24 protein-coding genes and 1 tRNA gene are annotated in these 26,921 nt (G+C 56.8%); 10 read left to right on the forward strand and 15 right to left on the reverse strand.

From position 1 onward, the window contains the following. Nucleotide 1 precedes the first annotated feature (1 nt). The 9 genes from RRF56_RS23580 to xth form a co-directional block, all read right to left on the reverse strand. Entirely contained in the window at nucleotides 2-523 is a 522-nt protein-coding gene (locus RRF56_RS23580) for a YceD family protein (protein ID WP_410510511.1), read from the reverse strand. 57 nt (nucleotides 524-580) lie between these two features. Beyond that, nucleotides 581-1,090, reverse strand: a complete 510-nt coding sequence (locus RRF56_RS23585) for a protein jag (protein ID WP_317035595.1) — start codon at nucleotides 1,088-1,090, stop codon at nucleotides 581-583. 4 nt (nucleotides 1,091-1,094) lie between these two features. Next, on the reverse strand, nucleotides 1,095-2,240 hold the full coding sequence (gene yidC / locus RRF56_RS23590) for a membrane protein insertase YidC (RefSeq protein WP_317035596.1): 1,146 nt from the start codon (nucleotides 2,238-2,240) through the stop codon (nucleotides 1,095-1,097). A gap of 106 nt (nucleotides 2,241-2,346) precedes the next feature. Continuing rightward, the gene (locus RRF56_RS23595) at nucleotides 2,347-2,742 is read right to left on the reverse strand and encodes a PH domain-containing protein (protein WP_317035597.1); all 396 of its coding nucleotides are present in this window, start codon (nucleotides 2,740-2,742) and stop codon (nucleotides 2,347-2,349) included. Further along, nucleotides 2,729-3,097, reverse strand: a complete 369-nt coding sequence (gene rnpA, locus RRF56_RS23600; protein ID WP_317035598.1) for a ribonuclease P protein component — start codon at nucleotides 3,095-3,097, stop codon at nucleotides 2,729-2,731. The genes RRF56_RS23595 and rnpA overlap by 14 nt, the downstream gene beginning before the upstream one ends. Before the next feature lie 102 nt (nucleotides 3,098-3,199). After that, nucleotides 3,200-3,337, reverse strand: coding sequence for a 50S ribosomal protein L34 (rpmH, locus tag RRF56_RS23605; protein WP_190523372.1), 138 nt, complete (start codon nucleotides 3,335-3,337; stop codon nucleotides 3,200-3,202). Between the two features lie 66 nt (nucleotides 3,338-3,403). Beyond that, nucleotides 3,404-3,979, reverse strand: a complete 576-nt coding sequence (locus RRF56_RS23610; protein WP_317035599.1) for a DUF2808 domain-containing protein — start codon at nucleotides 3,977-3,979, stop codon at nucleotides 3,404-3,406. 281 nt (nucleotides 3,980-4,260) lie between these two features. Further along, entirely contained in the window at nucleotides 4,261-7,557 is a 3,297-nt protein-coding gene (locus tag RRF56_RS23615; protein WP_317035600.1) for a DEAD/DEAH box helicase, read from the reverse strand. A gap of 231 nt (nucleotides 7,558-7,788) precedes the next feature. Beyond that, nucleotides 7,789-8,577 carry an exodeoxyribonuclease III gene (xth, locus tag RRF56_RS23620; protein ID WP_317035601.1) on the reverse strand — a complete coding sequence of 263 codons (789 nt, stop codon included), beginning with the start codon at nucleotides 8,575-8,577 and terminating at the stop codon, nucleotides 7,789-7,791. 90 nt (nucleotides 8,578-8,667) lie between these two features. On the opposite strand from xth, the gene RRF56_RS23625 reads away from it, so the two are divergent. The 4 genes from RRF56_RS23625 to RRF56_RS23640 all read left to right on the forward strand — a co-directional run bounded on the left by RRF56_RS23625 (nucleotide 8,668) and on the right by RRF56_RS23640 (nucleotide 12,031). Continuing rightward, nucleotides 8,668-8,943, forward strand: coding sequence for a Precorrin-3B methylase (locus RRF56_RS23625; protein WP_317035602.1), 276 nt, complete (start codon nucleotides 8,668-8,670; stop codon nucleotides 8,941-8,943). 206 nt (nucleotides 8,944-9,149) lie between these two features. Continuing rightward, nucleotides 9,150-9,222 (forward strand) — tRNA-Ala (locus RRF56_RS23630). 151 nt (nucleotides 9,223-9,373) lie between these two features. Next, on the forward strand, nucleotides 9,374-10,036 hold the full coding sequence (locus RRF56_RS23635) for a methyltransferase family protein (protein ID WP_317035603.1): 663 nt from the start codon (nucleotides 9,374-9,376) through the stop codon (nucleotides 10,034-10,036). 63 nt (nucleotides 10,037-10,099) lie between these two features. Continuing rightward, entirely contained in the window at nucleotides 10,100-12,031 is a 1,932-nt protein-coding gene (locus RRF56_RS23640; RefSeq protein ID WP_317035604.1) for an ABC-F family ATP-binding cassette domain-containing protein, read from the forward strand. 246 nt (nucleotides 12,032-12,277) lie between these two features. Here the strand turns inward: RRF56_RS23640 and RRF56_RS23645 are convergent, their stop codons facing one another. The 3 genes from RRF56_RS23645 to RRF56_RS23655 form a co-directional block, all read right to left on the reverse strand. After that, nucleotides 12,278-12,976, reverse strand: coding sequence for a hypothetical protein (locus tag RRF56_RS23645; RefSeq protein ID WP_317035605.1), 699 nt, complete (start codon nucleotides 12,974-12,976; stop codon nucleotides 12,278-12,280). 12 nt (nucleotides 12,977-12,988) lie between these two features. Then, on the reverse strand, nucleotides 12,989-13,669 hold the full coding sequence (locus RRF56_RS23650) for an actin-binding WH2 domain-containing protein (RefSeq protein ID WP_317035606.1): 681 nt from the start codon (nucleotides 13,667-13,669) through the stop codon (nucleotides 12,989-12,991). 157 nt (nucleotides 13,670-13,826) lie between these two features. After that, nucleotides 13,827-14,612 carry a dienelactone hydrolase family protein gene (locus RRF56_RS23655; protein ID WP_317035607.1) on the reverse strand — a complete coding sequence of 262 codons (786 nt, stop codon included), beginning with the start codon at nucleotides 14,610-14,612 and terminating at the stop codon, nucleotides 13,827-13,829. A 218-nt stretch (nucleotides 14,613-14,830) separates the two neighbouring features. Between RRF56_RS23655 and RRF56_RS23660 the strand changes: the two genes are divergently transcribed. Then, a complete protein-coding gene (locus RRF56_RS23660) occupies nucleotides 14,831-14,986 on the forward strand; it encodes a PCP reductase family protein (RefSeq protein ID WP_317035608.1) in 156 nt (51 codons plus the stop codon). Between the two features lie 8 nt (nucleotides 14,987-14,994). Here RRF56_RS23660 and RRF56_RS23665 read toward each other — a convergent pair whose 3' ends face one another. Together RRF56_RS23665 and RRF56_RS23670 are read right to left on the reverse strand one after the other, a co-directional pair. Further along, entirely contained in the window at nucleotides 14,995-17,196 is a 2,202-nt protein-coding gene (locus tag RRF56_RS23665) for a VWD domain-containing protein (RefSeq protein ID WP_317035609.1), read from the reverse strand. Nucleotides 17,197-17,724: 528 nt separating this feature from the next. Beyond that, nucleotides 17,725-18,417: a manganese catalase family protein gene (locus RRF56_RS23670; protein WP_317035610.1), complete on the reverse strand. Its 693-nt coding sequence runs from the start codon at nucleotides 18,415-18,417 to the stop codon at nucleotides 17,725-17,727. A 471-nt stretch (nucleotides 18,418-18,888) separates the two neighbouring features. On the opposite strand from RRF56_RS23670, the gene RRF56_RS23675 reads away from it, so the two are divergent. Beyond that, nucleotides 18,889-19,179 (forward strand): WGxxGxxG family protein, encoded by a 291-nt coding sequence (locus tag RRF56_RS23675; protein WP_317035611.1) that lies wholly within the window; start codon nucleotides 18,889-18,891, stop codon nucleotides 19,177-19,179. Between the two features lie 194 nt (nucleotides 19,180-19,373). Here RRF56_RS23675 and RRF56_RS23680 read toward each other — a convergent pair whose 3' ends face one another. Beyond that, the gene (locus RRF56_RS23680; RefSeq protein ID WP_317035612.1) at nucleotides 19,374-19,862 is read right to left on the reverse strand and encodes a hypothetical protein; all 489 of its coding nucleotides are present in this window, start codon (nucleotides 19,860-19,862) and stop codon (nucleotides 19,374-19,376) included. A 432-nt stretch (nucleotides 19,863-20,294) separates the two neighbouring features. Here RRF56_RS23680 and RRF56_RS23685 point away from each other — a divergent pair, with 432 nt between their 5' ends. From RRF56_RS23685 to uvrA, 4 genes are all read left to right on the forward strand, one after another. Further along, nucleotides 20,295-20,687 (forward strand): WGxxGxxG family protein, encoded by a 393-nt coding sequence (locus RRF56_RS23685; protein WP_317035613.1) that lies wholly within the window; start codon nucleotides 20,295-20,297, stop codon nucleotides 20,685-20,687. 205 nt (nucleotides 20,688-20,892) lie between these two features. Beyond that, nucleotides 20,893-21,744, forward strand: coding sequence for a DUF1361 domain-containing protein (locus RRF56_RS23690; RefSeq protein ID WP_317035614.1), 852 nt, complete (start codon nucleotides 20,893-20,895; stop codon nucleotides 21,742-21,744). Between the two features lie 83 nt (nucleotides 21,745-21,827). Then, a complete protein-coding gene (locus RRF56_RS23695; protein WP_317035615.1) occupies nucleotides 21,828-23,360 on the forward strand; it encodes an AAA family ATPase in 1,533 nt (510 codons plus the stop codon). Nucleotides 23,361-23,752: 392 nt separating this feature from the next. Continuing rightward, complete coding sequence (gene uvrA, locus RRF56_RS23700; protein WP_317035616.1) at nucleotides 23,753-26,896, forward strand: excinuclease ABC subunit UvrA; 3,144 nt, start codon at nucleotides 23,753-23,755, stop codon at nucleotides 26,894-26,896. The last annotated feature ends 25 nt before the right edge of the window (nucleotides 26,897-26,921 follow it).

Below are 26,921 nucleotides of genomic sequence, written 5' to 3' on the forward strand. Positions count from 1 at the left end.
CTTAGCCCTCCGGTGGCTGAAACTGCTGCTGAAGCTGAGTCAAGGCAGCCCAGCGATGGTCTATAGGGTCACTGGCAACTGTTTCTGGGTGGCGCAGTTCAATGCCGGGGCAGTCTTCGTCGCAGATCTGCGGCTGGGGCAGGGCTAGGCAGATCTGCTCGTAGATCCAGGTTTCAGGCGAGAAATGGCCATTGGGGGGCAGAGTTTCAAACAGATCGTCAACGCTGACCTCACGCTCTAGGGGCAGGGTGTTGGGGTCGGGCTCATGCTCTAGCCAGATCAGCTCCTTGGGGACAATTGCCACCCGGTGATTGTAGGCTTGCAGGCAGCGATCGCAGGTTAGCGTCACAATGGTCTCGGCCCTGGCTTTGACCTCCAGATAGGTGCCCTGGTGGGTTACCGTTAGCTCACCCCGCACGGGGGTGAGGGTGTCTAGGTCAGCCAGGTGCGAATCTAAATCAACGGCGAGGGTTTTTTCGGGCCGCTGTAGTAGGTGGGGTATATACACTTTATCCACGGTCATACCTCCCAGGGCTGTTCTCAAGTTTAGTGAGCCGTTTTAGGTGAGTTGCCAGTGCCCCTAACTCTCCGCCTCAGGGGCCTGGTCTGTCTTGCACACCACTAGGCGGCGATCGGGTTCACGCCCCCGACTAAAGGTGGCAAGACCAGCATGGGCTCCAACAAAGTGGTGCATCTGTCGCCGTTCAGCAGAAGATAGCCCTTGCATCTCGTACTCTTCCCCGCTGGCCAGTACTCGCTCAGCAGCATCGGCAGCCATCGCTTTCAGTTCTTCCAAGCGCTTGGCGCGATAGCCCGCCAGTTCAATGGTAAAGGCCTGCTGCTCATCTTGCTCTTTACCCAGGTTAAGGGTGGTGTTGGCCAGATATTGAATAGAGTCGAGGACTGCACCCCCGTCGCCAATTAAGGCCTGTATCTGCTCGGTTGATAGGGGTGCTTCGGCAATGGTCAGCCAGCAGCTTTGCCCAGACTCATCTTCAACCTGGTGAGCACTTACGGTGGAGGTTAACCCCTGCATGGTTAGCAGGGTGGTTAACCAGTTCACGCCAGCGGTGGCAGCATCGGTGGCCATGGGCTTATGCCTTTTTCTTTTTGCTACGCCCCGGTTCAAAGGGCAGGGTTTGGCGATTGTCTTCAGCCTTAGCTTCGGCATCGACGATCTTTTGCAGGTTCTCGGGCAGCGGTTCTCGCGAGAGAAAGAAGGTCTGAACGGTTTGGAAGATGTTGGCAATCAGCATGTACATCAGCACCCCGGCAGGCAGGGGGAAGAACAAGAACATGCCGGAGAAGATAATCGGCGTGAACTTGTTGACCGCCGCCTGCTGCGAGTTGTCGCTGGCGGCAGAGCCCTGACCCGAGAGCACCTGGTTGAGGTACAGGCTGGCTCCAAAGCCCAAAATCATGATCAAAATATCCCAGTGGATAGCGCCGTCGTCACCGGTGACCCCGATGCGACCCAGGGCCTTAATGAAGAGAAAGCCCTTATTGGCGGCTAGGCCAGGAGCCTGAGCCCGCACGGTGGCGTCGCCAGGGGCCAGGGCCGTAATGTTGCCCGCCTCGTCAATGGCCACAACATTGTCGCCTTTGATCACTTCCCACTTGGGTTGAAAGCTGCTGGGGTCTTCGTTGTACTCGGCGGCCAAAGACGAAATGGACTGCCCCTCAGCGGTTTGTAGCCGAATGTCGGTCTTTTCACCCACCACCAGCTTATTGCCCCCAGGCACCACCGCCGAAATGGGAAAGTGAGACCCGTCAGACACATAGATGGCCTTGGGGGCGGTGCTAAACACCTGGGGCTGGATCTGTTCAATCTTTTCTTGGGGAAAGACCTGAACGTTAACGTCGTAATTGATGTCAGCGAAGGGCGACCCCCGAAGGGTGGCAAACAGCGCAAACAGAATGGGCATTTGCAGCAGTACTGGGAAACAGCCTGCCAGGGGATTGCCAAATTCTTTGTAGACCCCACTCATCTCTTCCTGGAGCTTGGTGGGGTTATCTTTGTAGCGCTCTTGGATCTCTTTGACGCGCTTTTGCATGAGGGGCTGGGCCACCTTCATGCGTCGCATGTTGCGAATGGAGCCAGCATTCAGGGGATACAGGGCAAACCGAATCACCAGGGTGAGGGCCACAATGGCCAACCCATAGCTGGGCACGATCCCGTAGAAAAAATCTAGGATCGGCAACATGATGTTGTTGGTCAGAAATCCAATTCCAAAATCCATGGGCACTAGAACCCTGCTACAGGGGATACGACGTTAACTGCTCAGTTACCTAATCTACCCCATTGCTGGGGAAGCAAGCCGCCCTAGGCGGTTGGGATTGCCGTAGTTAGTTTTTGCCGATGGCACCGCTAACGGCCTGGGCAGCCGGTGAAATGCGCTCGTTGATGTAGTCATACACCTCCCTAAATCGGGGCATAGAGCGCAATTCTAGACGGCTGCCGTCTTTGAGGGTGACCACCATGTCGCCCCACAGGCCCAGCCCTCGGGGGACGGTGACAATTTTACTAATTTCGTTGTAAATCAGGTCGGTGCGCTCGCGCCCCTGCCAGCCCCCTGTCACCGAAATGCGGCGGCTAGTAATGCGGTAGCGCAGCCACAGGGCACGGGTAATCGCCCCTACCGTGAGGGGAAGGCAAATAACGGTGAAACCCAGCAAGATATTGATAATCAAATCGCCGATGTGGGGGCCACCCTCGTAGTACACATCCTCACGAATGCCCATGGAATACCTCTAGCTTGGTGAACAACTGCTCTAATTCTCGCAAAAATTCGGCGTATTCGCACTCAACGGCCTCGGGCTTCAGGCTGATGACAATCCAAAATCCAGGGTTTAGGCGCGGTAACAGGGTGCGAAGGGCAGCCCGTACTTGGCGCTTGAGGCGGTTTCGCACCACAGCCCGCTTGTGCACCTTGAGACTGACGACAACGCCTACCCGCAGCATCGGAACGGTCTTTTCGGGTGTCGCCCCGATCGCCCATCCGCGCACTATTAAGTGAGCAGAAACCGCTTTTCTGCCCCGACGATAAACTTGAGAAAAATCGCGCGATCGCCGTAGCCGATTTTGTTTGGGCAGCACAACCCACGTCCTATACCCACAACAATTGCCCTGGAGCTGAACTTAGCCCCAGGGCCATTTTTGATCTACGCTCAAGCTAGGGGCTACTCAACCCCGCTGGGCCTAAACCGCCAGCTTAGCGCGCCCCTTGCGGCGGCGGGCTTTAATCACTTCCTGGCCGGTGTGAGAGCGCATACGAGCGCGGAACCCGGAGGTTCGTTTTTGCTTTCGGTTGGTGCCCTCTAGGGTTCGCTTGCTCATGGCTTAGCCTCTTTGCCTGTTTCTGCTAAAAAGTCACGGTCTCATATAGTACCACTAGCTGGGCCACTAGCGACGCTGATTTCGATCGGCGGCAATTTCCATCGGCCAGGTGCCCGCATACTGATTGACCACATCACCCTGGAACATCATCCGCAGGTTGAAGTAGTGATAGCCGTAGCGGCGGGGGTTGCGTACGTTAGACATTACCACCACAAGGTTGGTGTTGGCGGGAATGGGCGCTTCGGGAATGATTTCGATCCGGTTTTCAGCTTCAATCCAGTCGATGGCCTTGACCGGAATGACGTCGCGACCGCGCCAGTCGCCACTGCGCAGTTCGATGGCGTTGGGGTCAAAGCGACCGCCAATTTCAGTAAAGGTGTCGGGGTAGTCAATTTCTAGAGAAATCACGTCGCGGGGCAGCTTGGTCCGCATGATGTTGAGGTAGTAGCGGGCGTTGGTGCTGAAGGGGTAGTTGAAGTCGATTAGATACCCCAGGCGATACTCAGTCTCGACGCCGCCAAAGATGGTTAGCCCCGTTTGGGCTTGGGAAGGCAGGGGTAGAGCGGTGCTGAGGCCCACCGCAGCGGCTACAGCAGCCAGCCCCAGGGCGGCCAGCTTCAGGGATTGCTTAAGGGATGTCATGGTGTACCTCCAATGAAAACTATCTGGCCGGGTAGCTTGGGGCAACCAATCTAGGCCACCCATCACAATAGCGTTAGCGTGCCAGAGCAGCACTGTGATCTGTGCCAGTGGTCTAACCGGGCTGCTGAGGGTGGGACGATGCCCATGAGCCAGCCACTTTATCCACCGTTGCCGTTTGTGATCCTACCACTCAGGCTTTGGTGCTTAGGGCTAAAGCGGCTTGTCATGGTTACTTGCCCCTAGGACCTGGCCCTTAGGACTAGGTCTGTATCGAGAGCATGTCAATCGCCATCGTCGTCAATAATGGCGTTGCGATCGAGCAGCAGCAAATTGCGCAGCTGGTCGGTGTCGAACTCGGTCAGCCAGCCTTCGCCGGCACTGACCACCTGCTCTGAGAGCGCCTTTTTGCTCTCGATCATCTCGTGAATGCGCTCCTCTAAGGTGCCGGTAGTGACAAACTTGTGCACCTGCACGTTGCGGGTCTGGCCAATGCGGAAGGCACGGTCGGTGGCCTGATTTTCGATCGCCGGGTTCCACCAGCGATCGTAGTGGAAGACGTGATTGGCACGGGTGAGGTTGAGGCCCACGCCCCCCGCCTTCAGCGAGAGAATGAACAGGCGCGGCGCGGCGGGGTCGTTCTGAAAGCGATCGACCATGGCTTCCCGCTGGTTTTTGGTGCTGCTGCCGTAGAGGAAGAGGGCTTCTTGCCCCAGGTAAGATTGCAGGTGCCGCTGGAGCAGTTTGCCCCACTCGGCAAATTGAGTGAAGATCAAAGCGCGATCGCCCTCGGCAATCACCTCTTCCAGCATTTCGTCGAGTCGCTGGAGCTTGCCCGATCGCCCCTTTAACCCCAGGCTGGGCTCCTGCAAAAACTGGGCCGGGTGGTTGCAGATCTGCTTGAGCTTGGTCAGTAGGGCGAGAATTTGCCCCTTGCGCTGCACCCCGGTGGCGTCGTCAAGGGTTTCGAGGGCCGCATCGACGGTCTGCTGGTAGAGGTTGGCCTGTTCAGCCGAAAGCCCGCAGTAGACGCTCATTTCCTGCTTTTCGGGCAGGTCTTGAATGATGGTGCGATCGGTTTTGAGGCGGCGTAAAATAAACGGCTGCACCAGCCCTTTCAGCGCCCGCAGCGAGGCGGTATCGCCGTAGCGCTCGATCGGGGTGGCAAAGCGCCGCTGAAAGAAATTCTTTGGCCCCAGGTAGCCGGGGTTGAGGAAGTCCATAATTGACCACAGCTCGCCCAGGCGGTTTTCTACCGGGGTGCCGGTGAGGGCAACGCGAAACTGAGCTTCGATCTGGCGAACGGCTTTCGACTGTTTGGCGTCAGAGTTTTTGACGTTCTGGGCTTCGTCGAGCACCAGGCACTGCCAACTCACCGACTGGATAGGCTTGAGGTCGCGGTAGATCAACGCATAGCTGGTAATCACCAGGTGCTTATCCTGCACGGCTTTGGCAAAATTGGCTCCCTTGGGGCGGCGATCGCCGTGGTGCACCAGAGTTTTAAGCTGCGGCGCAAATCGCTTGACTTCTTTCTCCCAGTTGCCCAGCACCGAGGTGGGGCAGACCAGCAGCACGGGGGTTTCGAGCCAGCCATTGTCTTGCAGGTAGAGCAAGAAGGCAATCAGCTGAATGGTTTTGCCCAGGCCCATGTCGTCGGCCAGGCAGGCCCCTAGGCCCCACTGTTCTAAAAAGGCCAGCCACGACACCCCCCGCGCCTGGTAGGGCCGCAGGGTTCCTTTAAACCCGCTGGGGGCTTCCATCTCTGCCAGGGTTTGGTTGCCGGTGGTCAGGGTTTCGATCAGGGTTTGCAGCGCTCCGGTGGCCTCAAAGCTGACTACCGGCAGCTTGTCGATTAGCTGGGTGTCGCCCGTGCTAATCCGCAGGGCGTCTTCTACTGACAGAGGGGTGGCGGTTTTTTGCCCGGCCAAAAACTGTCGCGCCGCCTTCACATCCTGGGGCTTGAGCTCGACCCAGCGGCCATTGATTTCGACCAGCGGCGACCCCTGGTTGATCAACTGCTCAAACTCAGCGGCGGAAAGGGTCTCTCCGGCGATTGACAACTCCCAGCGGAAATTTAGCAGGCTTTTGAGGCCCAGCCGCTGCCGCTGTTTTTGGGGCGGCACCTCGGCATGGACTTTGAGCCCTAGTCGCCCGGCCCCATCGTCGGTGGTTTGGGCCAGGCCCGGAGGAAACACAATGTCAACGCCATTGTCTTGCAATTGCCAGGCTGAGGCTTTGATGAACTGGTAGGCCTGAATCGGGTCGAGGTCGCAGTGGGTGGGGTGCTGCTGGCGCAGGCTCTCGCGGATAGGGTCGTAGAGCCGCGCGGCCCGGCCCAGACTGCCCAACAGGGTCTCTTGGGGCGACTTAAGGATGGCCCCCTGGTGCTGCAACTCATCGACCGGATGCTGCCAGATCAAGTCTGCCCCTATCTGCCAATCTGGGTTGGCGGCTGACTGAAGCTGGTAATGCAGCTGCCAGGGAAGGTCTAGCTGGGAGGGTGGCTGGAGCACCAGCCGCAGGCGAAACTGACTGGCCGGATCTTCGGCTAAGGTTTGTAGGGGTGTTTTCCAGGTGGCCAAGGCTTCTTGCAGACGAGCGGCGGCGGCAGCGGCGGCGTCTAGCGTTTTGCTGGGCTGACTGAGAGCCTGAAGCCAGGGTTGAAGGGGGAGCTCCTTGCCTAAGTTGGCCAGACCATTGACGGGTTGGGCCTGGGCTACCTGGCGCACCTGGTGATCGACTAGGGTTGCCAAAAACAGCAGCAGTAGCGGCTGGGGGTCGAGCAAAGGCGATCCACAGGCTAGGGGGAGTGCCCCTTTGGCCGCTGCTGGTAGGTGGGTGCGACAGAGCAAGGGCATGGCTAGGGCAAAATTACGCAGCCGCTGCTGGTCGGGGGCGCTGTCGAGCAGGGGTTGCCATGGGGCTGCCAGGGTTTGGCTGGTGAGTTCTAAATCGGGCAAAAACTTGCCCCGCGCCAGCAAATTGAGGCCCCAACGGGCGATGTGGCCCCAGTAGCGCAGGTCGGCCCCAATCTCGCCAGGGCCGGTAAGGGTGTGCTGCCCCAGGGGAAGGGCCAGCAAAATCGGCAGAAAATCGGCGATGCCAAGCTGCCAGCCCTGGATCCGCCAAGGGTGCAGCACGGTGTCGGCATCGGCTTTAGCGTCGGGCTGGGCCTCTAGCTTGGCAGAATGCACGGGCGCTAAAGCCGTGGCGAGTAGACGCGCCGGTAACGGAAGCGTGATTTCACCCCAGATAGGGCCAGTTGCCCCCCGATCGCCTGATTTTGAAGCGCGCGATCGCCGATTGCCGCCGGTTGCCTTCGCCGTTCCCTTGCCCGAGGCTACCGCTGCCTCGGTCAGCACCGATGGAAATAGCCCCTCGCTGCCAGCCGCAGAACGTCCCAGCAGCTGCTTTTGCATGCCGGTCAGCACCTGGGCTAGCTCGGCCTGGCCCAGGGCATAGGGGTGGAGGTGCAGCCCCTCCCACGGGGCCAGACCCTCGGGAGGGAGGGGCTGCCAGGCTTCTGCCCAGAGAAAGAACTGCTGTGCCTGGGGAACCCAACTGACGTGTAGTATTGCCATTGACCTGTATCTACGGCTCGCTCAAAGAATGGGGCTCGACAATTGGGGGAATAGGGAGCAGGCAGATCGGACCGGGTCACACCCTGATCAAGGGTAAACGCAAGCAGTACGGCGGCGGGTAAGCCTATCCCCGAAGCCCCAACCTCGGTTACTCCTGGTGTGCAGAAAACCTGCTTAACTTGCTTATCTTACTCTGTCAAGTCAGCCCTGACCGGGCATTCTGCTCAACCCTTAGGCATATTCCATAATCACTGGAGTGTGATCGCTGGGTTTCTCCCATTGGCGGGGTTCGAGGTCGATGGTGCAGCTGAGGGCGCGATCGCCCAGCCCCGCCGACAGGTAGTGGTGGTCGATACGCCAGCCCATGTTGCGCTGAAAGGAGGCGGCTCGATAGTCCCACCAGCTAAAGTGACCCCCTTCGTCGTTGAATAGCCGAAACCCGTCTTTTAGACCTACGGCCATCACATCCTTCAGTGCCTCCCGCTCGGTTGGGGAAGACATGATGTGTTTCTCTTTGCCCTCGGGGTTGTAGATGTCTGTATCTTCCAAGGCGATATTGAAGTCACCGCAGACGTTGAGGTTGGGATACTCCGCCAGCAGTGCTGTCAGATACTCTTTAAGGCAGGCTAGCCAGCGCAGTTTGTACTCATACTTCTCGCTACCAATAGAACTGCCGTTGGGCACGTAGAGGTTCACTATATAGATGTCGCCCCACAGCCCGGCGATCACCCGCTTTTGGTCATCTAGATCACCGACGCGGTCTGCCCCTAGCACCGGGGCAAAGCCGTACTGTACGTTCTCTAGGGGTTGCCGACTCAACAGCGCCACCCCGTTGTAAGACTTTTGCCCGTGGATGTAGGCGGTGTAACCTAGTTCTGAAAAAGCTGCGGTCGGAAACGTCTCATTGACGACCTTGGTTTCTTGCAGGCACAGCACGTCCACAGGGTTAGTTTGTAGCCACTGGGTGGCATGGTCGAGGCGCGATCGCACGGAGTTAACGTTCCAAGTGGCAATTTTCATCGGCGGCGGCTAAGGCAGTCACAATGGTTTAGCTTAAAGAGTGTACCGCCCCTGTGTTTCCGCAGGATGGCCAATTGCCAATTGCTCCCCATGCCTGAACAACCCCTGGAAGGCAACGCCTTAGTGAAGGAAGTCTGCCGCCGCATTCGCCTGGCCCGCAGTTACTGGGATGCCCACAACAATGCCGCCTGCCGGGGTGAACGAGAAAAAGCCCTTACTCTCTACAACACCTTGACCAAGGAGCAAAAAGACCAAGTTCCCCAGACTCTGCGGGTGTGGCTACGCTACCGCAGCGAGAAGTATTTTGGTGCCCACCAAACCCAACCCGGGAATAAAAAGCGATCGGCCAAGGGACGAAAGCGATAACGGGATTCTGTTTTTGGTAAGATGCTGTCAGTTCTAGGGGACTTAGCTCAGTTGGTAGAGCGCTGCGTTCCCGCAGGGTGGCCGAAGGCCAATCGCATCGTAACGGTGCATCGCACAACACGGGGAATTAGCTCAGTTGGTAGAGCGCTGCGTTCCCGCAGGGTGGCCGAAGGCCAATCGCACCGTAACGGTGCATCGCACAACACGGGGAATTAGCTCAGTTGGTAGAGCGCTGCGATCGCACCGCAGAGGTCAGGAGTTCGAATCTCCTATTCTCCATTCTCTTAAACCCATATAGGTCAAGGGTTATATCGCTTATCAATAAGGTGATTTAGATCAGTGTCGCTTGCCTGGCGCTAGGAGTGGTTACGCCAGTTTGGCCCTACAGTGGATTCGTCGTTAGGATAGTGAAACCGCTCAGGACAATGCGATGAAAATAAAGCACGTGATCAATCTCCATAAGGGCACTACGGCTTTTTTCGTCGTGGCTTTGATGGTGGCTTACCAAAACTTTGGCGTAGGGCCGTGGGTCTACCTGGCCCTCCATGGCACCTACGGCCTAGTGTGGCTACTCAAAGATCGCCTTTATCCTGACAAGCAGTGGGAGCAAACTCTTCCTGCCGCTACCGGACTGTTGACCTTTGGCATGATTGGCCTGTACTGGGTGGCTCCCTTTTTGTTGATTAGCCGCGGGGTAGAGCCACCGTTGCCGCTGGTCGCCGGGGCGATCGCCCTCAATATTCTGGGCATATTTCTCCACTATGCTAGCGATGCCCAAAAGTACTTTACCCTCAAGTACCAACCGGGGCTGATTACCGAAGGATTCTTTGCCCGCTGCCGCAATACCAACTATTTGGGCGAGATTTTAATCTATTTTTCCTTTGCCCTGCTGGCGATGCACTGGCTGCCCTTTGCCATCATGGGGCTGTTTGCCGCCGTGGTGTTTGTGCCCAACATGCGAAAAAAAGACCAGTCGCTATCGCGCTATCCAGAATTTGCCGACTACAGGTTGCGATCGGGGTTGCTGTTGCCCCGGCTTTTTAAGACTTATAGGGCTGGTTCTCAGCCCACCGCTGGTGAAACGCCTAACTAATCGACTTCGCCCCGCCAGCATACCCTAGGGTCTATGATCTAAGGGTTCACGACCCGGCTGCCCATGACTCTGTTTACTCTGCGCTCTGCCACCAAAGACTTTGGTATCAAAGAAATTCTTCGCGATGCCAGCTTTAGCCTGGATGAGGGCGACAAGGTGGGCCTGATTGGCACCAACGGCTCCGGCAAATCGACCCTGCTGAAAATGATTGCGGGGCTAGAGCCCTTCGACGGCGGTGAGTTTTGGGTCAACCCTGGGGCCAAGATTGTCTACCTGCCCCAGCAGCCCGACTTTGAGGCCGATCGCACGGTGCTAGAGCAGGTGTTTGCCGACGCGGGCGAACAGATGGCGCTGATTCGTGAGTACGAAGATATCTCCCACCACATGGCCCAGGGTACCGGCGACGCCGACGCGCTGATGGCCAAGCTCTCGACGGTATCCGAAAAAATTGCCGCCGCCGATGCCTGGGATTTGGAAACCAACGCCAAGGCCATTCTCAGCCGCCTAGGCATTGACGACTTTGATGCCAAGGTGGGCGATTTGTCGGGGGGGTATAGAAAACGGGTGGCGATCGCCGCGGCTCTGCTGGCCGACCCTGATGCCTTGCTGATGGACGAGCCCACCAACCACCTCGATGCTGAATCGGTGGAGTGGCTGCAAAGCTACCTGGGCGGCTTTCGCGGTGCGCTGTTGCTGATCACCCACGATCGCTACTTTCTCGACCAGGTCACCAACCGCATTCTTGAAATCGATCGCGGCGATCTCTACAGCTATGCGGGCAACTACGCCTACTACCTGGAGAAAAAGGCCCTGGCTGAAGCCGCCGACCAGAGCACCCAGAAGAAGCACGCCGGAGTACTGCGTCGCGAGCTGGAATGGCTCAAGCGCGGCCCCAAGGCCCGCAGCACCAAGCAAAAGGCCCGCATCGATCGCATCGGCGACATGCAAAACCGCGAGTTTAAAGAATCCCTCGGCAAGGTGGATATTTCCACTGTCGGTCGCCGCATTGGCAAGAAGGTGATCGAGCTGGAGAATGTCTCCAAGAGCTACGAAGATCGCCTTTTATTCAAGGATTTTACCTACGCTTTCGCCCCGGACGATCGCATCGGCATCATCGGCCCCAACGGCGTCGGCAAATCGACCCTGATGAACGTGATCACCGGGCGGCTGGAGCCTGACACCGGCACCGTCGATATCGGCACCACCATCCACGTGGGCTACTTTGACCAGCATTCCGAAGATCTGTTTGCCAACCCCAGCCAGCGGGTGATCGAGTACCTGAAAGAAACCGCCGAACTGGTCACCACCAACGACGGCAGCGTGATCACCGCGTCGCAAATGCTGGAGCGCTTTTTGTTTACCTCTAACCAGCAGTACGCCCCGCTCGAAAAACTTTCCGGCGGCGAGCGGCGGCGGCTGTTTCTGCTGCGGGTGCTACTGTCGGCTCCAAATCTGCTGATTCTTGACGAGCCCACCAACGACCTCGACGTGCAAACCCTGGGCGTGCTCGAAGAATACCTGGAGGAGTTCAACGGCTGCGTGATTGTGGTTTCCCACGATCGCTATTTTCTCGATCGCACCGTCAACACCATTTTTGCCTTTGAGGGCGACGGCGTACTGCGCAACTATCCGGGCAACTACTCGGTCTATTTAGACTATAAAAAGGCGGCTGCGGATACTGAGAAAGCGAGTAGCAAACAGGCGATCGCCAGCAAATCCCAGGCTGTATCTCCTCAGGCGGTAGCTAAGGCAGAGCCAACCTCCGATGCCAAGGCCAAAAAACTTTCCTACAAAGAAAAGCGGGAATACGAGCAGCTAGAAACTCAAATTCCGGCTATGGAAGCTGAAAAAGCAGCCCTAGAAAAACAGCTCTACAACAACCCGCCCAGCGACTATAGCGAGGTGACGAAGTTATCTGAACGCCTGGGCGAACTTACCGCCACCATCGATTCCTCCACCGAACGCTGGATGGAGCTAGCCGAGCGGATGGAGTAGACTTCCACATCAAATCAGGCCATCAATCGCGACTGGTAGGGGGCGCAAGGTTTTGCGCCCAATGCAATATCTGTAGGGTTGCAATAGGCCTAGGTCAAGCCTCAGAAATTAAGAGGATGCCCAGTACCCTTATTCAGGAGAGCAAATGCCATTTGCCCCTACAGATTGGCCTTTATAAATTGGGGTTATCCGATTTGGATTTGCGCTGAGAATAACCGATTGATATCAATTCTTTGAAGGCTACCCTTACAAATTAAGAGATAGATCAGGATTAGCGTTCATCTCTTGCTGTACTGCGAGACCAATGGCTAGCGCTTCCTGCAAGAATTGTCGGTACTCGCTGGCCTGATGGTTGACCTGGAGAGTTTGCAGCGTCACCAGGTTGGCCTCAAGGGTGGTAAACAAATCCTGCCGTCGCGCCAGCAGGGCCCGGTGGCGACGCAAAATCTTTTCGGTCACGAGGGCTGACGTTAGACTGTCTCGGGTGGCCTGGAGGGCAACTAGAATCTCACTGTTCTGGAACCCTGCGCCTATTCCCTGCGCCGCATCCAACTCCTCCAGCACTTGCAGCGCCCGAATAATATCGTTGTGGCGATCGCACTCATCTAACAGGCGCGCCAGGGTCATGAAGCGTTTAGAGCGCTGCCACTGGTAGAGGTGCCAAGCTACAGCGCCGATCGCGATCGCCCCGGCAATCCCCAGCAGCAGTGCCCGAAATTGGTCAAAGCCCTGCTGCTGACTCACCAGCACCAGCCCTAACCCCAGACAAACCACAAATATCGTCCCCAGCATCAGGCATTCTGTAATCAAAAGGGAGAGCAGCTGCCGCCGCGATCGCCAGACAGAGGGGCGAATCATCTTGTCCATGAAAACCGAGTCAATATCTAAACCTGTGAGCTGATCGAGTTCAGACCGAGTGATGCGTAGCGCCTGCAAATTAGTCATAGCAGCAGCTCATCAATTGCCAAATAGCAGCGAGAAGATGCTGTGAAGCACTTGGGAGTAAAAGTTGCCTTCTACCTCACGAAACAGCTGGAAGGGTTGACCAGGGGAGCCGAAAAAAGGTCTCAGCGTCCATCCCAACTGGCTGCCCACTAGGCCGTAGAGCGTTAGCCAAAATAGCAGCAGGCGGTTGCGAATTTGAGGCGTGTCTTCAGTAAAATTCATCACTGAGCGAATGCCCGAATAAAACAGCCTTACCCCGATAAACCCGGTGAGGCCAAAGATGGCGACATTGAGCAGCAAAAAGAAGTGATAGCTGCGAATCGAGATCAAAAAGAACAGCGTCACTGGAGCAAAGCTGAACAGCAGCACGCTAATCACCGAAACGGTAGTGAGGCTAAGCACCGCATACTGTCTAAAGTCAGCCTTAGAGCCAAACAAAATATCAAAAAAATAAAGTGTCGGTAGGCAAATTAGCAGAGTCAGCAGGTAGAGGGCGGGTAGCTTAGCCATCGACACCAGCATTTGCTGCCAGCCACTCGACGAGCCAATGATGGCCCCATAAATCGCAAAAAATAGGGAGCTAACCACCAGTAGCGACAAAATTTTAGACTCAATCTTTTTGCCCTGGCGGACTTCTTCTAGAAAGATGGTGCGATCGCGCAGCAGCAAAATCAGGGTTGAAAAGTGTTCCATAATCTAGCCCAGAGAGACAGCGGTTAAGGCTTATCTGGAGTCTAGCCATCTCTCGGGTCAGATTAAGGCGGATAAAGTCGGCGATCGCAGCACCCGATCGCCGACCCGTTTGACAAGGGCAAACCCTTATGGGCTCACTGCTTGAAACGTGATGGCCCTAGCCTAGCACTTCGCCCAAAAAGGTCATCAGGGCACGCCACGATTTGCGATCGGCCATACCGTCATAGCGATCGGCATCGCTCCACACCGTAAAGGCGTGGTCTACCCCGCCGTAGATCTCCATGGCAAAATCGACGTCAGCCTCGTCTAGCTCGGCGGCGAGTTGGGCCACATCGGCCATCGGGGCAGCGGGGTCATCAGAACCATGCAGCACCAGAATCCGGCCCTGAGTTTGGCTGTAGTCTTGTCCCTCAGGGGTTTCAAAGCTGCCGTGAAACGACACAAACCCATCTAAATCCATACCAGCGCGGGCCATTTCAAGCACGGCGGCACCGCCAAAGCAGTAGCCCATGGCCACCACCTGGCTACTGTCTACCCCCGACTGAGCCTGGGCCTGGGCAAGGCCTGCCCTAAGGCGAGCGCGCATGGTGGCGCGATCGCTGCGCAGTGCCCCACTTTGCTCCCGCGACTCAGCAGGGTTGCTGGGGCGCACCCCCTGCCCGTAGAGGTCTACCGCAAAGGCGGCGTAGCCCTGCTCGGCCAGCATTTGTGTCCGGCGCTGCTCGTAGTCATCTAGACCATTCCAGTCATGGACCACCAGCACCAGGGGTTGGCTCTCGCCAAAGTTTTGGTTAACGGCAAAGTATCCCTCAAAGGGTTGCCCGTCAATGGTGTACACCACTGGCTCAGCCACAATATTGGCCTTTGCGGCTGGGGCGAGACCCATAACCACCAGCGTAGTCACCACGGCGGCCAACGTAACCAGCAAGAATTTTCTTACCACTGCGATCTCCTGTTGATATATCTAGTCATGCCGGGGCGATACCCAAATTCTCTGTAGAGAGAAAAATTTGATACAGGGTCTCTAGGCCAGGGAGACCCCCGGACAACGCGATGCTGGGGTGACGCATCCTGGCTCAGACTTAAGCTCTAGACGAAAAGGGCCTGCCCCCTGATATCGTAAAGAAGTTTGAAGCCGATCGTAAAGCTGCGCCTCTATCTATGGACTGGACTCCCGACGCTGAAGCCCGCCTCAAAGAAATTCCCTTCTTTGTGCGCCCTGCTGCCCGCAAGAAAATTGAGAAGTTTGCCCAAGAACAGGGCACGAGCCAAATCACCGTTGAGGTGTACGAAGCGGCGAAAAAGCAGTTCGGCTAAAACGGAGCCTAAAACGGCAGTCGCGGCAGAGGAAAGGGTAGGCGACGACGAATTTCGTCCTCGACCCGGTTTTGTACCTGGTCGATTAGGGTAGTGGCGATCGCATTTACCGCCCCCTGCACAAAGCCCGGTTGCCCGGTAGCGGCGACATCAAACACGCAGCCCTCCATCATCCACTCGTTGACTCCAGCCTCACGGCAGAGGCGGGTGGCCTGCTGAATCTGGGCCGGGGCCACCCCCAGCAGCGATGGAAACTGGCTGGGGAAGTTGCGCTGAGTAAAGCTGTCGGTGGACTGGCCGGGGGCGTAGTCAAACAGCGACTCGCCCGGCGACACCCGCCAGCTGTCGCCAAACTGGCGGTAGAGCTGTTGGTAAAAGGCATTTTGTACCTGGTTTAACGGCACCGGGGCCGGAATCAGCCCCTGCACCAGGCGGGCGACTGGCGCGTAGACATCTTGGGGGGGCAGCACCGCGCCGCCGCGAATTTGCAAATCGTCGTTGGGGTTGCGGTTGACGTTGCCCAACAGGCCCTGGTAGACCCCCGCCCGCCGGGGCACCTCCGGCGACAGGGTCAAAAAGGCTGCGCCGCCCATGGGGGTTTGCGATACCTGCAAGCTTTCGCCAGTGGGCCAGGTGATCTGGTAGCGGCTACCAACTCGCACGACAATCCCCCCGCCGGGCAGGGGTGTCGTGCCTTCAGCCAAAGCGGTGGGGCTGCCGTCTAACCACACTGGGGAGCGGCCATCGGGTGCCGCTTGGGCATAGATCGCCAGACGATGGCCACCAACCTGCATGGCTACCGCCGTATTCATTGATAGGGGTCGGCCAGGAATCTGCCCCTGCCGTGCCTGTACCTGGAAGTGGCCATCGGTGGCCGCTGTCAGCCAAAATTCGCCAACGGTTTGAAAGCTGTAGCGGTAGCCGTCGTAGGTGATCAGGTGGGGGTCGCCGTAGCTGGTGCCTCGGGCGCGATCGCCGTCGCCGCCCCAGGGGCTACCGGGGCCATCGACCGGCGGCTCCACTGGCGCTTCTTCGGGTTCACAGGGGTTTTCGACTGGGTCAATGCCCAGTTCGGCATCGTTGGGGTAGCCGGTGAGGGCAATGATCGCCTGGGGCGATCGCACCGAGGTGACTCCGGCAGGCATCGAGCCATCAGGGCAGCGGCAGGTTTCGCCCAGGCAATACTGGCGGCTAAAGCTACCGCTGATGCGCGTCGTCTCGCTGTCGCCCCAGCGAATTGCGCCGTGGCCGTTGCTGATTACCTCCACTGAAACCACCTGGGCCTCAGGCAAGGTGAGCCGGTAGAGGCGCTGAAGGGTGCGGGTAATGCGTCGCCCCTGGGGAATAGCTAAGGTTTGGATTTCTCTGCGATCGCCGGTAATGCCCGGCCCGCTGGTGTTCCAATCGCTGAGGCGGGGATTGCGCTCTAGGCCCATGGCCCAGGTTTGCAAAAACCTCTCTCGGTTGGCCATCAAGCCCAAAAACCGATCAATCCAGGCGGTCTCGGCGGCGGGGGCAGGCAGCGGGGGGGTAAAGGCGCGATCGAGCAGGGCCCACACCGACTCGCCGCTGTGGGCCATATGGGCAAACACCCCCAAGGCCTCGTAGCTGCGATCTTCAATTTGGTTGTGGGTGGTCAAATACTGTCGCCAGCGGCTTTCGCCCAACGGCGAACCGCCCGCATAGGTTTCTCCGGCCCAGGTGGCCGAGCCCTCTAGCACCCAGGGGGGCGGGGTGTAGAGCGCCCCCAGCTTTTCGCGCTGGTAGCAGTGATAGATCTCATGGGCGATGTTGCTGCGTTTGGCCGGGTCTGGCAAGCCAGACCCGGCGTCAGATACCACAATCAGGCAGGCCTGCCACTCGCCGGTTGACTCATGGCCTGCGCGGCCTTCCAGCACCCGGATATCTACCCATTGGCCGGGATCAGCTGGATCTCGCACGGCGGCTCGACTGGTGGCCAAGTGGTGCCCGCTGGGGTCATCAGTGCGAATGTATTGACGCTGATAGGCCGGGTCTCGGGTAACCACAATGGGGTGGGTAAACCGATGGCCCGTTTGGGCTTGAATGTAGGTCTGGGCCTCCGCCCCTAGGCGATCGAGCTCGGCATCAGCCGGGGCCGATCGCCCTAGGCTAGTCAGCACCAGCGCTAGCGCCAGAGAAAACAACACACCTAACCGCAGCCAGGTGAACCGGGGCAACCGCGAAACCATAGCCAAACCCAAGCCTCTCTAACATCGTTCTAGTGCACGAGTAGTCTGGCCAAGCCAAAGATGACCGGTTAGGGGGTTCAAGGTGTCAGGTTCTAGGTCTACCATGAACCGAACACCCTCAACCTTTAGAGCCTGTCATAATTAGCTTGGTCAAGCACTAGATGCCTGAGTTTTCAGCTTGGGCAGGGCCGATTCCGGATGGGGTTTACTAAACCTAACGTTCTACTGGGCTAGCAGCCTGCTAAGAGGGCCTGAGCCAAAAACTCTGATGCAGAGCCAAAAATTCCGCTGCGTCGGCTTAGGATCTTCCACGGCGCTGAGTTTAACAGAAGGATTGTTCAAACAGCATGGGTTTAACCCATATTTGAACCTCATATTTGAACAAAAACAGCCCCCAGGGCCAAGGCGATGGAGGCTGTGATCAGTTTGAGTGTTAGGTTGCTACCTATGCCTACCGACTTTCAGTTTGGGTAGGAGGCGTTGAGTTAGCACCAGATTTGGGCTAGCTCAACTGCCATTGCGATCGCTCTATTGGCGAGAGTTCACTGGGTCAGCAATGTACTTAAAGTCGGGCTCAGAGTTCCAGGGGCCACGCTCATCTTGGCCATTGCCGTTGGTGGAGAGATTGTAGTAAAGCTCTACGGTTTCGTCGGGCTGAATGTTGCCAAACATTGGGTCCGTCAGCTTGCCCATAGCATCTAGGGCATTCATGAACATTTTGGTGTGAGAAATTTCCCGAGTTAGCAGGTGGGTCAGGGTTTTTTTGGTGCCCTCATCGGTAGCCAGCTTAATCAAGGATTCGTAGGTCTGGCGGGCACCTGCTTCTGCCGCGATGTTGGCCCTCAGATCTCGAACAACATCGCCGCCTTCGTTGAGGTAGCTAGCCGTCCAGTTATTCCCCTGGCTATCGAGGAAGTGAGGCCCCATACCACGCACCGCAAACAGCGTGCTGTTGTAGGCTTCGGTTTGGTCAGTATTTTTGGTGTGAATTTCGATCAGCTTGCCCACCATTTCCAGGTGGCCAAACTCTTCAACGGCGATATCCTGGAGCATGTCCTTAATGCCAGCATCTTCGACGTGAAAAGACTGCACCCAATATTGAAGCGCCGCCGAGAGTTCTCCAGTAGCACCTCCAAACTGCTCTAGCAGCAGCTGAGCAAAGACCGGATTAGCCTCATTGACTTCAACGGTGTGAACTGGATCTTTTTTGTGGAAAAACATAATCGCCCTTTTAGTACTAGTAATGAACTAAGTCTGCATTAGCTCTACTGCGTTATAGCCTCACTCTAAAATTAAAATTCTGCATCTTCCTCTATACATCTATAGAGAATGTCGCTTTCTAAATATAGAGGTTAGTTAGGTTAGTCATTTAAATAGAAATTAGCGATTTAAGTTGTTCGGCTAGATCTAAACATCTATACGCTTGCCTTCTTTTCAGATAGGACTCTCCATTGCACAAAATACTAGAACAAAATATCCATATTTTTAGTTGCTCCTATTCAATTGGTCGGCCTGGGGTGAGTCTTCCGCTAGAGGTTGAGATATTTAAGCTTATAACCAGCGATGAATACCATGCTCTCGTCAGCGGCTTAACCTGGTGAATAAGTAGACGACGATTGCGCCTCTATTATTTTGATTTTTGCGACCTAGGTCGTTTCCATCGATCAAATGTTGTTACCAGGATTCTAAACCATGAAAACGAACGTCTTGTCAAAATGGGTTGGGGCCAGTGCCCTTGCCGTCAGCCTAGCTATTTTGCCTTCAGCCCTACCGGCGGCAGCTCAAACCACCCCCGGTGACGCAACTACCCCTGGCGGTACTGTGACCACTACTACCGCCGATGACGACGGGTTTGACTGGGGCTGGCTGGGTCTGCTGGGTCTAATTGGTCTGGCTGGGCTAAAAGGCAGCAAGCGCGACACCAGCGATCGCTACACTGAGCGAGTAACCACCGCACCGCCTACCTCTAATCCTCGCTACTAAGGCGATTGTGATTTAGTTAGCTAATTAATTAGCTAAGCCTATACAAGCACGTAGAAAGGGTTGCCGTTTAGCAACCCCTTCTACGTGCTTTTTTATGCGTTGTTTACTTTACAGATATGTTTTTTGCCCGTCACTTGACTAATCCCCATGGGAGCAGAGTAACGGGCACGGAAAAACCTTTGCAGAAACTGAGACTAGTTGGCTACAGAAGGATGACCCAGGGCTTGCTTCGCCTGCCGCACATCCTCTTGGCTACCTTCAACCACGAGTCGAAACTGGCGAGGTACATCGGGATTGCCTTTGCTTTTTTGGTCGGCAGGTTGCTTGGCTTGCAGTGTCTTGCCCAACGGTGCGCCGAAGAAGGCCCCAGCGATCGTACTGCCAAGTATAGCCAACCGGCTAATAGAGCTGTCAGGATAGCCGCCAGTGACCCAGAAAGCGACAATAATGGTAGCGATTAAGCCCACTACACCCCCCAAAGCGGCTCCCATGAGCAAACCAGCCTGTCCGCCCACAGTTGTCCCTTGGGCTGCCACCTGAATAGATGGCGAGACATGGTCATCGATAGAGATTCGCTGTCCTTCTAGGCCAGATGCTTGAACGGTCTGTTTAGCTTGATCAGCTTCGCGGCGGGTGTCAAATACCGCAACTACTGCTTTATTTCGCGTCATCTGAGCTGTCATTGGATAAACTCCTTAAAAAGGTAATTGAAATTAGCCTGGGTCCAATTGATTTGACCTAGGGTTTCATCTTGTATAGTGACCATTCCGCCGCTAGGTCGGTTCTGTAGATGGATAGACTTATCGGGGCTAAAGAATCGCTAAAAAGTGTTAAACCAGCACCCTTTTCTGAAGGTTCACTGACCGATAGGTAGAGTATGGTCTCGCGATCGCCCCCTCGTATCTAGCTCAGCCATTAATTCGGAGACATCTAACCGGTTATATGAAACCGAAAGTAAGAGGTCTATTCGTGCAAACGTCTAACTATCGATAAATAACAGAACAGCTAAATCTTTCTACCTTGAAAGCATACGGTTTGTTTTAGTGGCATAAGCCATGCCTTGGTTCGGCTGCTGTAGGAAAACCAGATACTGTTTATTCCCAGGAATTTAACCGATGAAAAATAACACTCTCTCGAAATGGATGGGGACTGGCGCTCTGGCTCTCAGCCTAGCCTTATTGCCCTCGGCGCTGTCGGCCTCTGCCCAGACCACTACTTCGCCGACTACGCCTACCACTCCGACCTCGCCTACCTCCCCTGATCCCGTAGCGCCAGGGTCTCCGACTTCCCCCGGTGCCACTTCTCCTGATACCCTGTCTCCTACCACAACCACCACAACCACAGCCGATACCGATGACGGCATGAGCTGGGGTTGGTTGGGTCTGCTCGGTCTGATTGGTTTAGCTGGTTTGGCTGGCCGCAATCGCGATACCACCCCCACAACGACCTATCGCACTAACGATCGTGTGACCACAACTCCCACCAGCACTACCGATCCTCGCCTTTAGAACAGGCGAATCCAGTCGCAATCATCGCAATTAAAGAGGGGACACCCAAGCGTGTCCCCTCTTTTGTGTTGCGCACCATTGGCCGCCTTCGGCTTTTAAGAGAATCGGCCCATGGCGGAAATAGTCTGGTTTACCCTGGGGCAAAGGGCAAATAGCCTAGTCAAGCTTTAGATTAGGTTAAGCCTAGATATAGGGTTGAGAACCAATGCGATCGCTTCTACTCGATATAGCCAGTGCCTTCAACAATGTCTATAGCGGCTGGATCTGGTGGAACTTGTTTCTAGCCTTTGTGCCCCTGTTGCTGAGTTATGGCCTATTTCGCAACCAAGTCATTCCCAGGGTTTGGTTTTTTGCCGCCTGGGTGGTGGTGGTGGCAACCGGGGTAGTGGGGTTGTGGCCGCGAATACCTCGCCTGATGTGGGGCTGGTCGAATATTGTGGGTGACGGTGGTGCGGTCACTCTGTTACAGCTGCTGTGGCTGCTGGTGGTTATCGCGATCGCCGCCGCCATGAGCATCGCCATCTTTCACAAAAAACAGACATCCCAAGGCTGGCTATGGTGGGTGGGGCTGGCGATGTTTCTGGCCTTTTTGCCCAACGCCCCCTACGTGTTGACCGACATCATTCACCTGATTCGGGGCACCAGCGCCGGGCAAACGCCAATTTGGGTGGTGGCTTTAGTCTTTATTCCTATCCATGCCGTAGCCATTTTGCTGGGGTTTCAGGCCTATGTCATCTCTATTCTCAACCTGGCCATCTATCTTAAGCAGCAAGGTGCTAAGGCTCTGATTTTGCCTATCGAGCTGACCATTCATGCCCTGTGTGCGGTGGGTATCTACCTGGGCCGCTTTTTGCGGTTTAACAGCTGGGATTTAGTGGTTGCTCCCACCGATGTCATCACCGACACCCTAGACGTGCTGACCTCGCGGCGTCCAGTAGCCGTGATGGTGGTGACCTTTTTGATTTTGGCCAGCCTTTACTGGTTGATGAAACAAATCACCCTCGGTCTAAAGCTGCGTATTCGCTACGCCCGCCAGGGGCTAGATGCATTAGATTAAATTTTCTGGGCCAGTCCGGAATGTCCGGTGCGGTAAGTGTAGGAGAAAGGGGCACATTAGCCCTAACCTTACTCCCGGCAACCATGTCCTTTAAAACCAGTGTGCAGCACTTTCAAACCCTGGTGACCTCGTTTCATCCGGTAGTGGTGATTGACACCGTTGAAGAAGAGCGAGTGCAGGGGTTGATTAGAACCGCCTGTACCGACATGCAAATGGCGGTGTTTGAATGGAGCATTGCCCAGGGGCTGATGCGATCGCCTGACAGCCCCGAAAACCGCTGGCAAAACGAATACGCACCCCCCGGCGGCAAGCGTGGCCAGGCGCTGCCCAAAACCACAGAGCCGCTCGATATGCTGCGTCATCTCCAAGATCTCAACTTCAAGGCGATCTACTGGCTAAAGGACTTTGCCCCTCACCTCAAAGACGCGGTGGTGGCACGGCAGTTTCGTGAGGTGACCGAGCAGTTTTCTCATAACCGCTCTACCTTAGTGATCAGCGGCAGCGACAACGATTTGCCCGCCGAAATTGCCCACGACGCCGTGCATTTTGACATCAAACTACCCGGCCCCGAAGAACTCTACAACGCCCTGTCTGGGGTGGTGAGAGACCTCAAAGGCCGAGTCAAAGTTGACCTCACCCCTGAAGATATTCGCACCCTAGTCAGTGCCCTTCAGGGCATGACCCTGAGCCAGACCCGCAAGGTAGTCTCCTACGCCGCCCTTCACGATGGCCGCCTCGACGCCGACGATGTCAAACAGGTGCTAGAGCGCAAGGCCCGCGTCATCCACGAAGAGGGCCTGCTCGACTACTTCCCGCCCGAGACCAATCTGGCTGAGCTAGGTGGTTTTGAGGGACTGAAGCGCTGGCTAAGCTACGCCAAGGTGGGCTTTACCCCCCAGGCCCGCCAGTACAACCTGCCCGCCCCCAAAGGCATTTTGATTGTCGGCATTCAGGGCTGTGGCAAGTCGCTGGCGGCCAAAACCATTGCCCGCCAGTGGAATCTGCCTCTGCTCAAGCTCGATGCCGGTCGCCTCTACGACAAGTACGTGGGCGAGTCTGACAAAAACTTTCGCCGCGCTGTCACTATGGCCGAAACCATGGCCCCCTGCATTCTCTGGATGGATGAAATTGAGAAGAGTATGGGCCAGACCAGCGGCGATGCCGACGGTGGGCTGAGCCGACGGCTGTTTGGCTACTTTCTCACCTGGCTGCAAGAAAAATCCCAGGAGATCTTTGTGGTCGCCACCGCCAATGATCTGTCGGCGATTCCGCCAGAGCTGCTGCGCAAGGGTCGTTTCGACGAAATTTTTTTTGTCGATCTGCCCGAAACCGATGAGCGCCGCGATATTCTGGCTATTCACCTCAGTCGCCGTCGCCAGGGCCTCGACGCCTTTGACATCGACGAATTGGTGGTCGCTACCGAAGGCTTTAGCGGCGCTGAGATTGAGCAGGCGGTCATCACGGCCCACTATCGCGCCCTTTACGAAAACAGCCCCGCCGACACCGCCCTGCTGCTAACCGAAATTAAGCGCACGGTGCCTCTATCGGTGACTCGGCGAGAAGACATTCAGCGGCTGCGGGCCATGGCCCGAGAGCGGTTTGTGGCGGCACGGTAGGGTTGCCTTACGTGAGAGTCGCTCCGGTAGAGGCATCCTAGCCCGCCAGGAGGATGGCTACACTGCGCGGAAGTCAATCACTTTCGCTGCAATTTATAGCTATAGCACCGTTAGGACGTTTTGCTGATAACAATCCCCGCCTGTCATTCTTGTAAAAACGGGAATCTATTCGCGAGCAATGATGGGCTAGTGAATTCCCGCCCCACGCCTTCGCGAGGGCAAGCTCTGCGCAGGAATGACGGCCCTGTCCTAACCTAATTGGCCATAGCTATACAAGGCTCTGTCCGGGCGATCGCATTTAAATCACCCTACAACTCCTGAGCTGGTGGGTTTCCTTGACAAGTATTTAAAAATGTTAAATTGGTACATGCGTTGTCACTAAGCCCCCAGACATGCCCAAACCGGACGCTTCTGCTAAGAAAACCGCCGCCTCTAAAAAGGGCCGAGCGTCCAGCAAAGGTAGTGATCAGTCTCAAAATGGCAAGGGTGCCCGCAATGGTGCCCGCCCCAGTGATAGCACTCCAGGGTTGGCTCACCACCATGCCGCCATTGACGACAATGTGATTCGCATTCGCGGAGCCCGCCAGCACAACCTCAAAAATTTAGACCTGGAGATTCCCCGCAACCAGCTGATCGTATTTACGGGGGTGTCGGGCTCAGGTAAGTCTTCCCTGGCCTTTGACACGATTTTTGCTGAGGGCCAGCGTCGCTACGTGGAGTCGCTCAGCGCCTATGCCCGCCAGTTCCTCGGCCAGGTCGATAAACCCGATGTCGATGCGATCGAGGGGCTGAGTCCGGCGATCTCCATCGACCAAAAATCGACTTCCCACAACCCGCGTTCTACCGTGGGTACGGTGACCGAAATCTACGATTACCTACGCTTGCTCTACGGGCGGGCGGGCGATCCCCACTGTCCGATCTGCGATCGCAGCATTTCGCCCCAGAGCATCGACCAGATGATCGACCGGGTGATGGCCCTGCCCGATCGCACCCGTTTCCAAATTCTGGCCCCGGTGGTGCGGGGCAAAAAGGGCACCCACAAAAAGCTGCTCTCTAGCCTGGCCTCTGAGGGCTTTGTGCGGGTGCGGGTAAACGGCGAACTGCGGGAGCTGACCGACAACATTGAACTCGACAAAAACTACAGCCACAACGTCGAAGTGGTGGTCGATCGCCTGGTGAAGAAGGCGGGGCTGGAGGACCGGCTGGCGGACTCGCTGCGCACCTGCCTGAAGCGATCGGAGGGGATCGCGGTGATTGAGATTTTGGCGGAGAAGCCTCAGGAATCTAGGAGTCAGGAGCCAGGAGGGCAGGAGCAGGGGAGTAATGTCATATCTATTTCTGATCGCCTACCCCAGGCCGCCGAGGGGGAAGGCAGCTACGGTCTGCCCAAGGAGCTAGTGTTTTCCGAGAACTTTGCCTGCCCGGAGCACGGCGCGGTGATGGAGGAACTATCGCCCCGGCTATTCTCATTCAACTCGCCCTACGGGGCCTGCCCCCACTGCCACGGCCTGGGCAGCCTGCGGACGTTTTCGGCAGAGTTGGTAGTGCCGGACCCCACGCTGCCGGTCTATGCCGCGATCGCCCCCTGGTCTGAAAAAGACAACACCTACTACTTCTCGTTGCTCTATAGCGTCGGCCAGGCCTTTGGGTTTGAAATTCAAAGCCGCTGGGACCAGCTCACCCCCGAGCAGCAGCACATCGTACTCCACGGCAGTGAGGAAAAAATCTACATTGAGTCTGACTCGCGCTACCGCGATCGCAAGGGCTATCAGCGGCAGTACGAAGGGGTGCTGCCCATTCTCGAACGCCAGTACAAAGACAGCACCTCCGAGCTGCACAAGCAAAAGCTTGAAAAGTACTTAATTGACCAGACCTGCGAAGTCTGCCACGGCACCCGCCTCAAGCCAGAATCTAACGCCGTACGCATTGGCCCCCACTCGATCAGCGACCTCACCAACGTCTCCATTCGCGAGTGCCTCAAGCGCATTCGCACCCTGGTGGGCGAAGAGGGCGACGCCCCCAAGCTCTCGGCCCGACAGCTGCAAATTGGGGCGCTGGTGCTGCGCGAAATTCGGGCTCGGCTCCAGTTCATGATGGATGTAGGGCTCGACTATCTCACCCTGCACCGCACGGCGATGACCCTCTCCGGCGGCGAGGCCCAGCGCATTCGTCTGGCCACCCAGATTGGCTCGGGCCTCACGGGCGTACTCTACGTGCTAGATGAACCCAGCATTGGCCTGCACCAACGCGACAATGATCGCCTGCTCAACACCCTCTACCGCCTGCGCGACCTGGGCAACACCCTGATCGTGGTCGAGCACGATGAAGACACCATCCGCGCCGCCGACCACCTGGTAGATATTGGCCCAGGGGCCGGTATTCATGGGGGGGCGATCGTGGCTGAGGGCGACCTCAACACTCTAATGACCGCTCAAGACTCTCTCACCGGGGCCTACCTGTCGGGGCGGCAGTCGATTCCAACCCCTGCCGAGCGTCGACCGGGCAATGGGCGATCGCTGACGATCAAAAATGCCCACCGCAACAACCTCAAACACCTCGACGTCGAGCTGCCCCTGGGGGCGCTGGTCTGCATTACCGGCGTCTCTGGCTCGGGCAAATCGACTTTGATCAATGAGCTGCTCTACCCGGCTCTCCAGCACCACTTTGGCAGCAAAGTGCCCTTTCCCAAGCACATGGACAAGCTCGACGGGCTGAAGGCGCTGGACAAGGTGATTGTGATCGACCAGTCGCCGATTGGCCGCACCCCCCGCTCCAACCCGGCTACCTATACCGGCGTCTTCGACGTGATCCGCAACCTGTTTACCGAGACCATTGAGGCCAAGGCGCGGGGCTACAAGGCGGGGCAGTTCTCTTTTAACGTCAAAGGCGGGCGCTGTGAAGCCTGCGGTGGCCAGGGGGTCAACGTGATCGAGATGAACTTCTTACCCGATGTCTACGTACAGTGCGAGGTGTGCAAGGGGGCGCGCTACAACCGCGACACCCTCCAGGTCACCTACAAGGGCAAAAACATCTCCGACGTGCTCAACATGACCGCCGAAGAGGCCCTGACGTTTTTTGAGAATATTCCCCAGGCCGCCAGCCGCTTGCAAACCATGGTAGATGTGGGGCTGGGCTACATTCGCCTGGGGCAGACCGCCCCTACCCTCTCTGGCGGCGAGGCCCAACGCATGAAGCTAGCCACCGAACTCGCCCGCCGCTCTACGGGCAAAACCCTCTACCTGATCGACGAGCCGACTACGGGGCTGTCGTTCTACGACGTGCACAAGCTGCTCGACGTGGTGCAGCGCCTGGTGGACAAGGGCAACTCGGTGCTGATGATCGAGCACAACCTCGACGTGATTCGCTGCTCTGACTGGCTCGTGGATCTAGGCCCGGAGGGGGGCGATCGCGGCGGCGAGCTGATCGCCGTGGGCACTCCCGAGCAGGTGGCCCAGGTGCCCGGTTCCTACACCGGCAAATACCTGGCTAAGGTGCTAGAGCAGCATCCCCCCAGCGAAAAATCAGCTCAGATCTGAACCCTTTAACCCCGATGGTCAAAAG

Source organism: Nodosilinea sp. E11 (assembly GCF_032813545.1).
GTDB lineage: Bacteria > Cyanobacteriota > Cyanobacteriia > Phormidesmidales > Phormidesmidaceae > Nodosilinea.

Coding starts and splice junctions, on each gene's coding strand:
- RRF56_RS23580 (WP_410510511.1), bottom strand. CDS start 523: ATGACCGTGGATAAAGTGTATATACCCCACCTACTACAGCGGCCCGAA.
- RRF56_RS23585 (WP_317035595.1), bottom strand. CDS start 1,090: ATGGCCACCGATGCTGCCACCGCTGGCGTGAACTGGTTAACCACCCTG.
- yidC (WP_317035596.1), bottom strand. CDS start 2,240: ATGGATTTTGGAATTGGATTTCTGACCAACAACATCATGTTGCCGATC.
- RRF56_RS23595 (WP_317035597.1), bottom strand. CDS start 2,742: ATGGGCATTCGTGAGGATGTGTACTACGAGGGTGGCCCCCACATCGGC.
- rpmH (WP_190523372.1), bottom strand. CDS start 3,337: ATGAGCAAGCGAACCCTAGAGGGCACCAACCGAAAGCAAAAACGAACC.
- RRF56_RS23610 (WP_317035599.1), bottom strand. CDS start 3,979: ATGACATCCCTTAAGCAATCCCTGAAGCTGGCCGCCCTGGGGCTGGCT.
- RRF56_RS23615 (WP_317035600.1), bottom strand. CDS start 7,557: ATGGCAATACTACACGTCAGTTGGGTTCCCCAGGCACAGCAGTTCTTT.
- xth (WP_317035601.1), bottom strand. CDS start 8,577: ATGAAAATTGCCACTTGGAACGTTAACTCCGTGCGATCGCGCCTCGAC.
- RRF56_RS23625 (WP_317035602.1), top strand. CDS start 8,668: ATGCCTGAACAACCCCTGGAAGGCAACGCCTTAGTGAAGGAAGTCTGC.
- RRF56_RS23635 (WP_317035603.1), top strand. CDS start 9,374: ATGAAAATAAAGCACGTGATCAATCTCCATAAGGGCACTACGGCTTTT.
- RRF56_RS23640 (WP_317035604.1), top strand. CDS start 10,100: ATGACTCTGTTTACTCTGCGCTCTGCCACCAAAGACTTTGGTATCAAA.
- RRF56_RS23645 (WP_317035605.1), bottom strand. CDS start 12,976: ATGACTAATTTGCAGGCGCTACGCATCACTCGGTCTGAACTCGATCAG.
- RRF56_RS23650 (WP_317035606.1), bottom strand. CDS start 13,669: ATGGAACACTTTTCAACCCTGATTTTGCTGCTGCGCGATCGCACCATC.
- RRF56_RS23660 (WP_317035608.1), top strand. CDS start 14,831: ATGGACTGGACTCCCGACGCTGAAGCCCGCCTCAAAGAAATTCCCTTC.
- RRF56_RS23665 (WP_317035609.1), bottom strand. CDS start 17,196: ATGGTTTCGCGGTTGCCCCGGTTCACCTGGCTGCGGTTAGGTGTGTTG.
- RRF56_RS23670 (WP_317035610.1), bottom strand. CDS start 18,417: ATGTTTTTCCACAAAAAAGATCCAGTTCACACCGTTGAAGTCAATGAG.
- RRF56_RS23675 (WP_317035611.1), top strand. CDS start 18,889: ATGAAAACGAACGTCTTGTCAAAATGGGTTGGGGCCAGTGCCCTTGCC.
- RRF56_RS23680 (WP_317035612.1), bottom strand. CDS start 19,862: ATGACAGCTCAGATGACGCGAAATAAAGCAGTAGTTGCGGTATTTGAC.
- RRF56_RS23685 (WP_317035613.1), top strand. CDS start 20,295: ATGAAAAATAACACTCTCTCGAAATGGATGGGGACTGGCGCTCTGGCT.
- RRF56_RS23690 (WP_317035614.1), top strand. CDS start 20,893: ATGCGATCGCTTCTACTCGATATAGCCAGTGCCTTCAACAATGTCTAT.
- RRF56_RS23695 (WP_317035615.1), top strand. CDS start 21,828: ATGTCCTTTAAAACCAGTGTGCAGCACTTTCAAACCCTGGTGACCTCG.
- uvrA (WP_317035616.1), top strand. CDS start 23,753: ATGCCCAAACCGGACGCTTCTGCTAAGAAAACCGCCGCCTCTAAAAAG.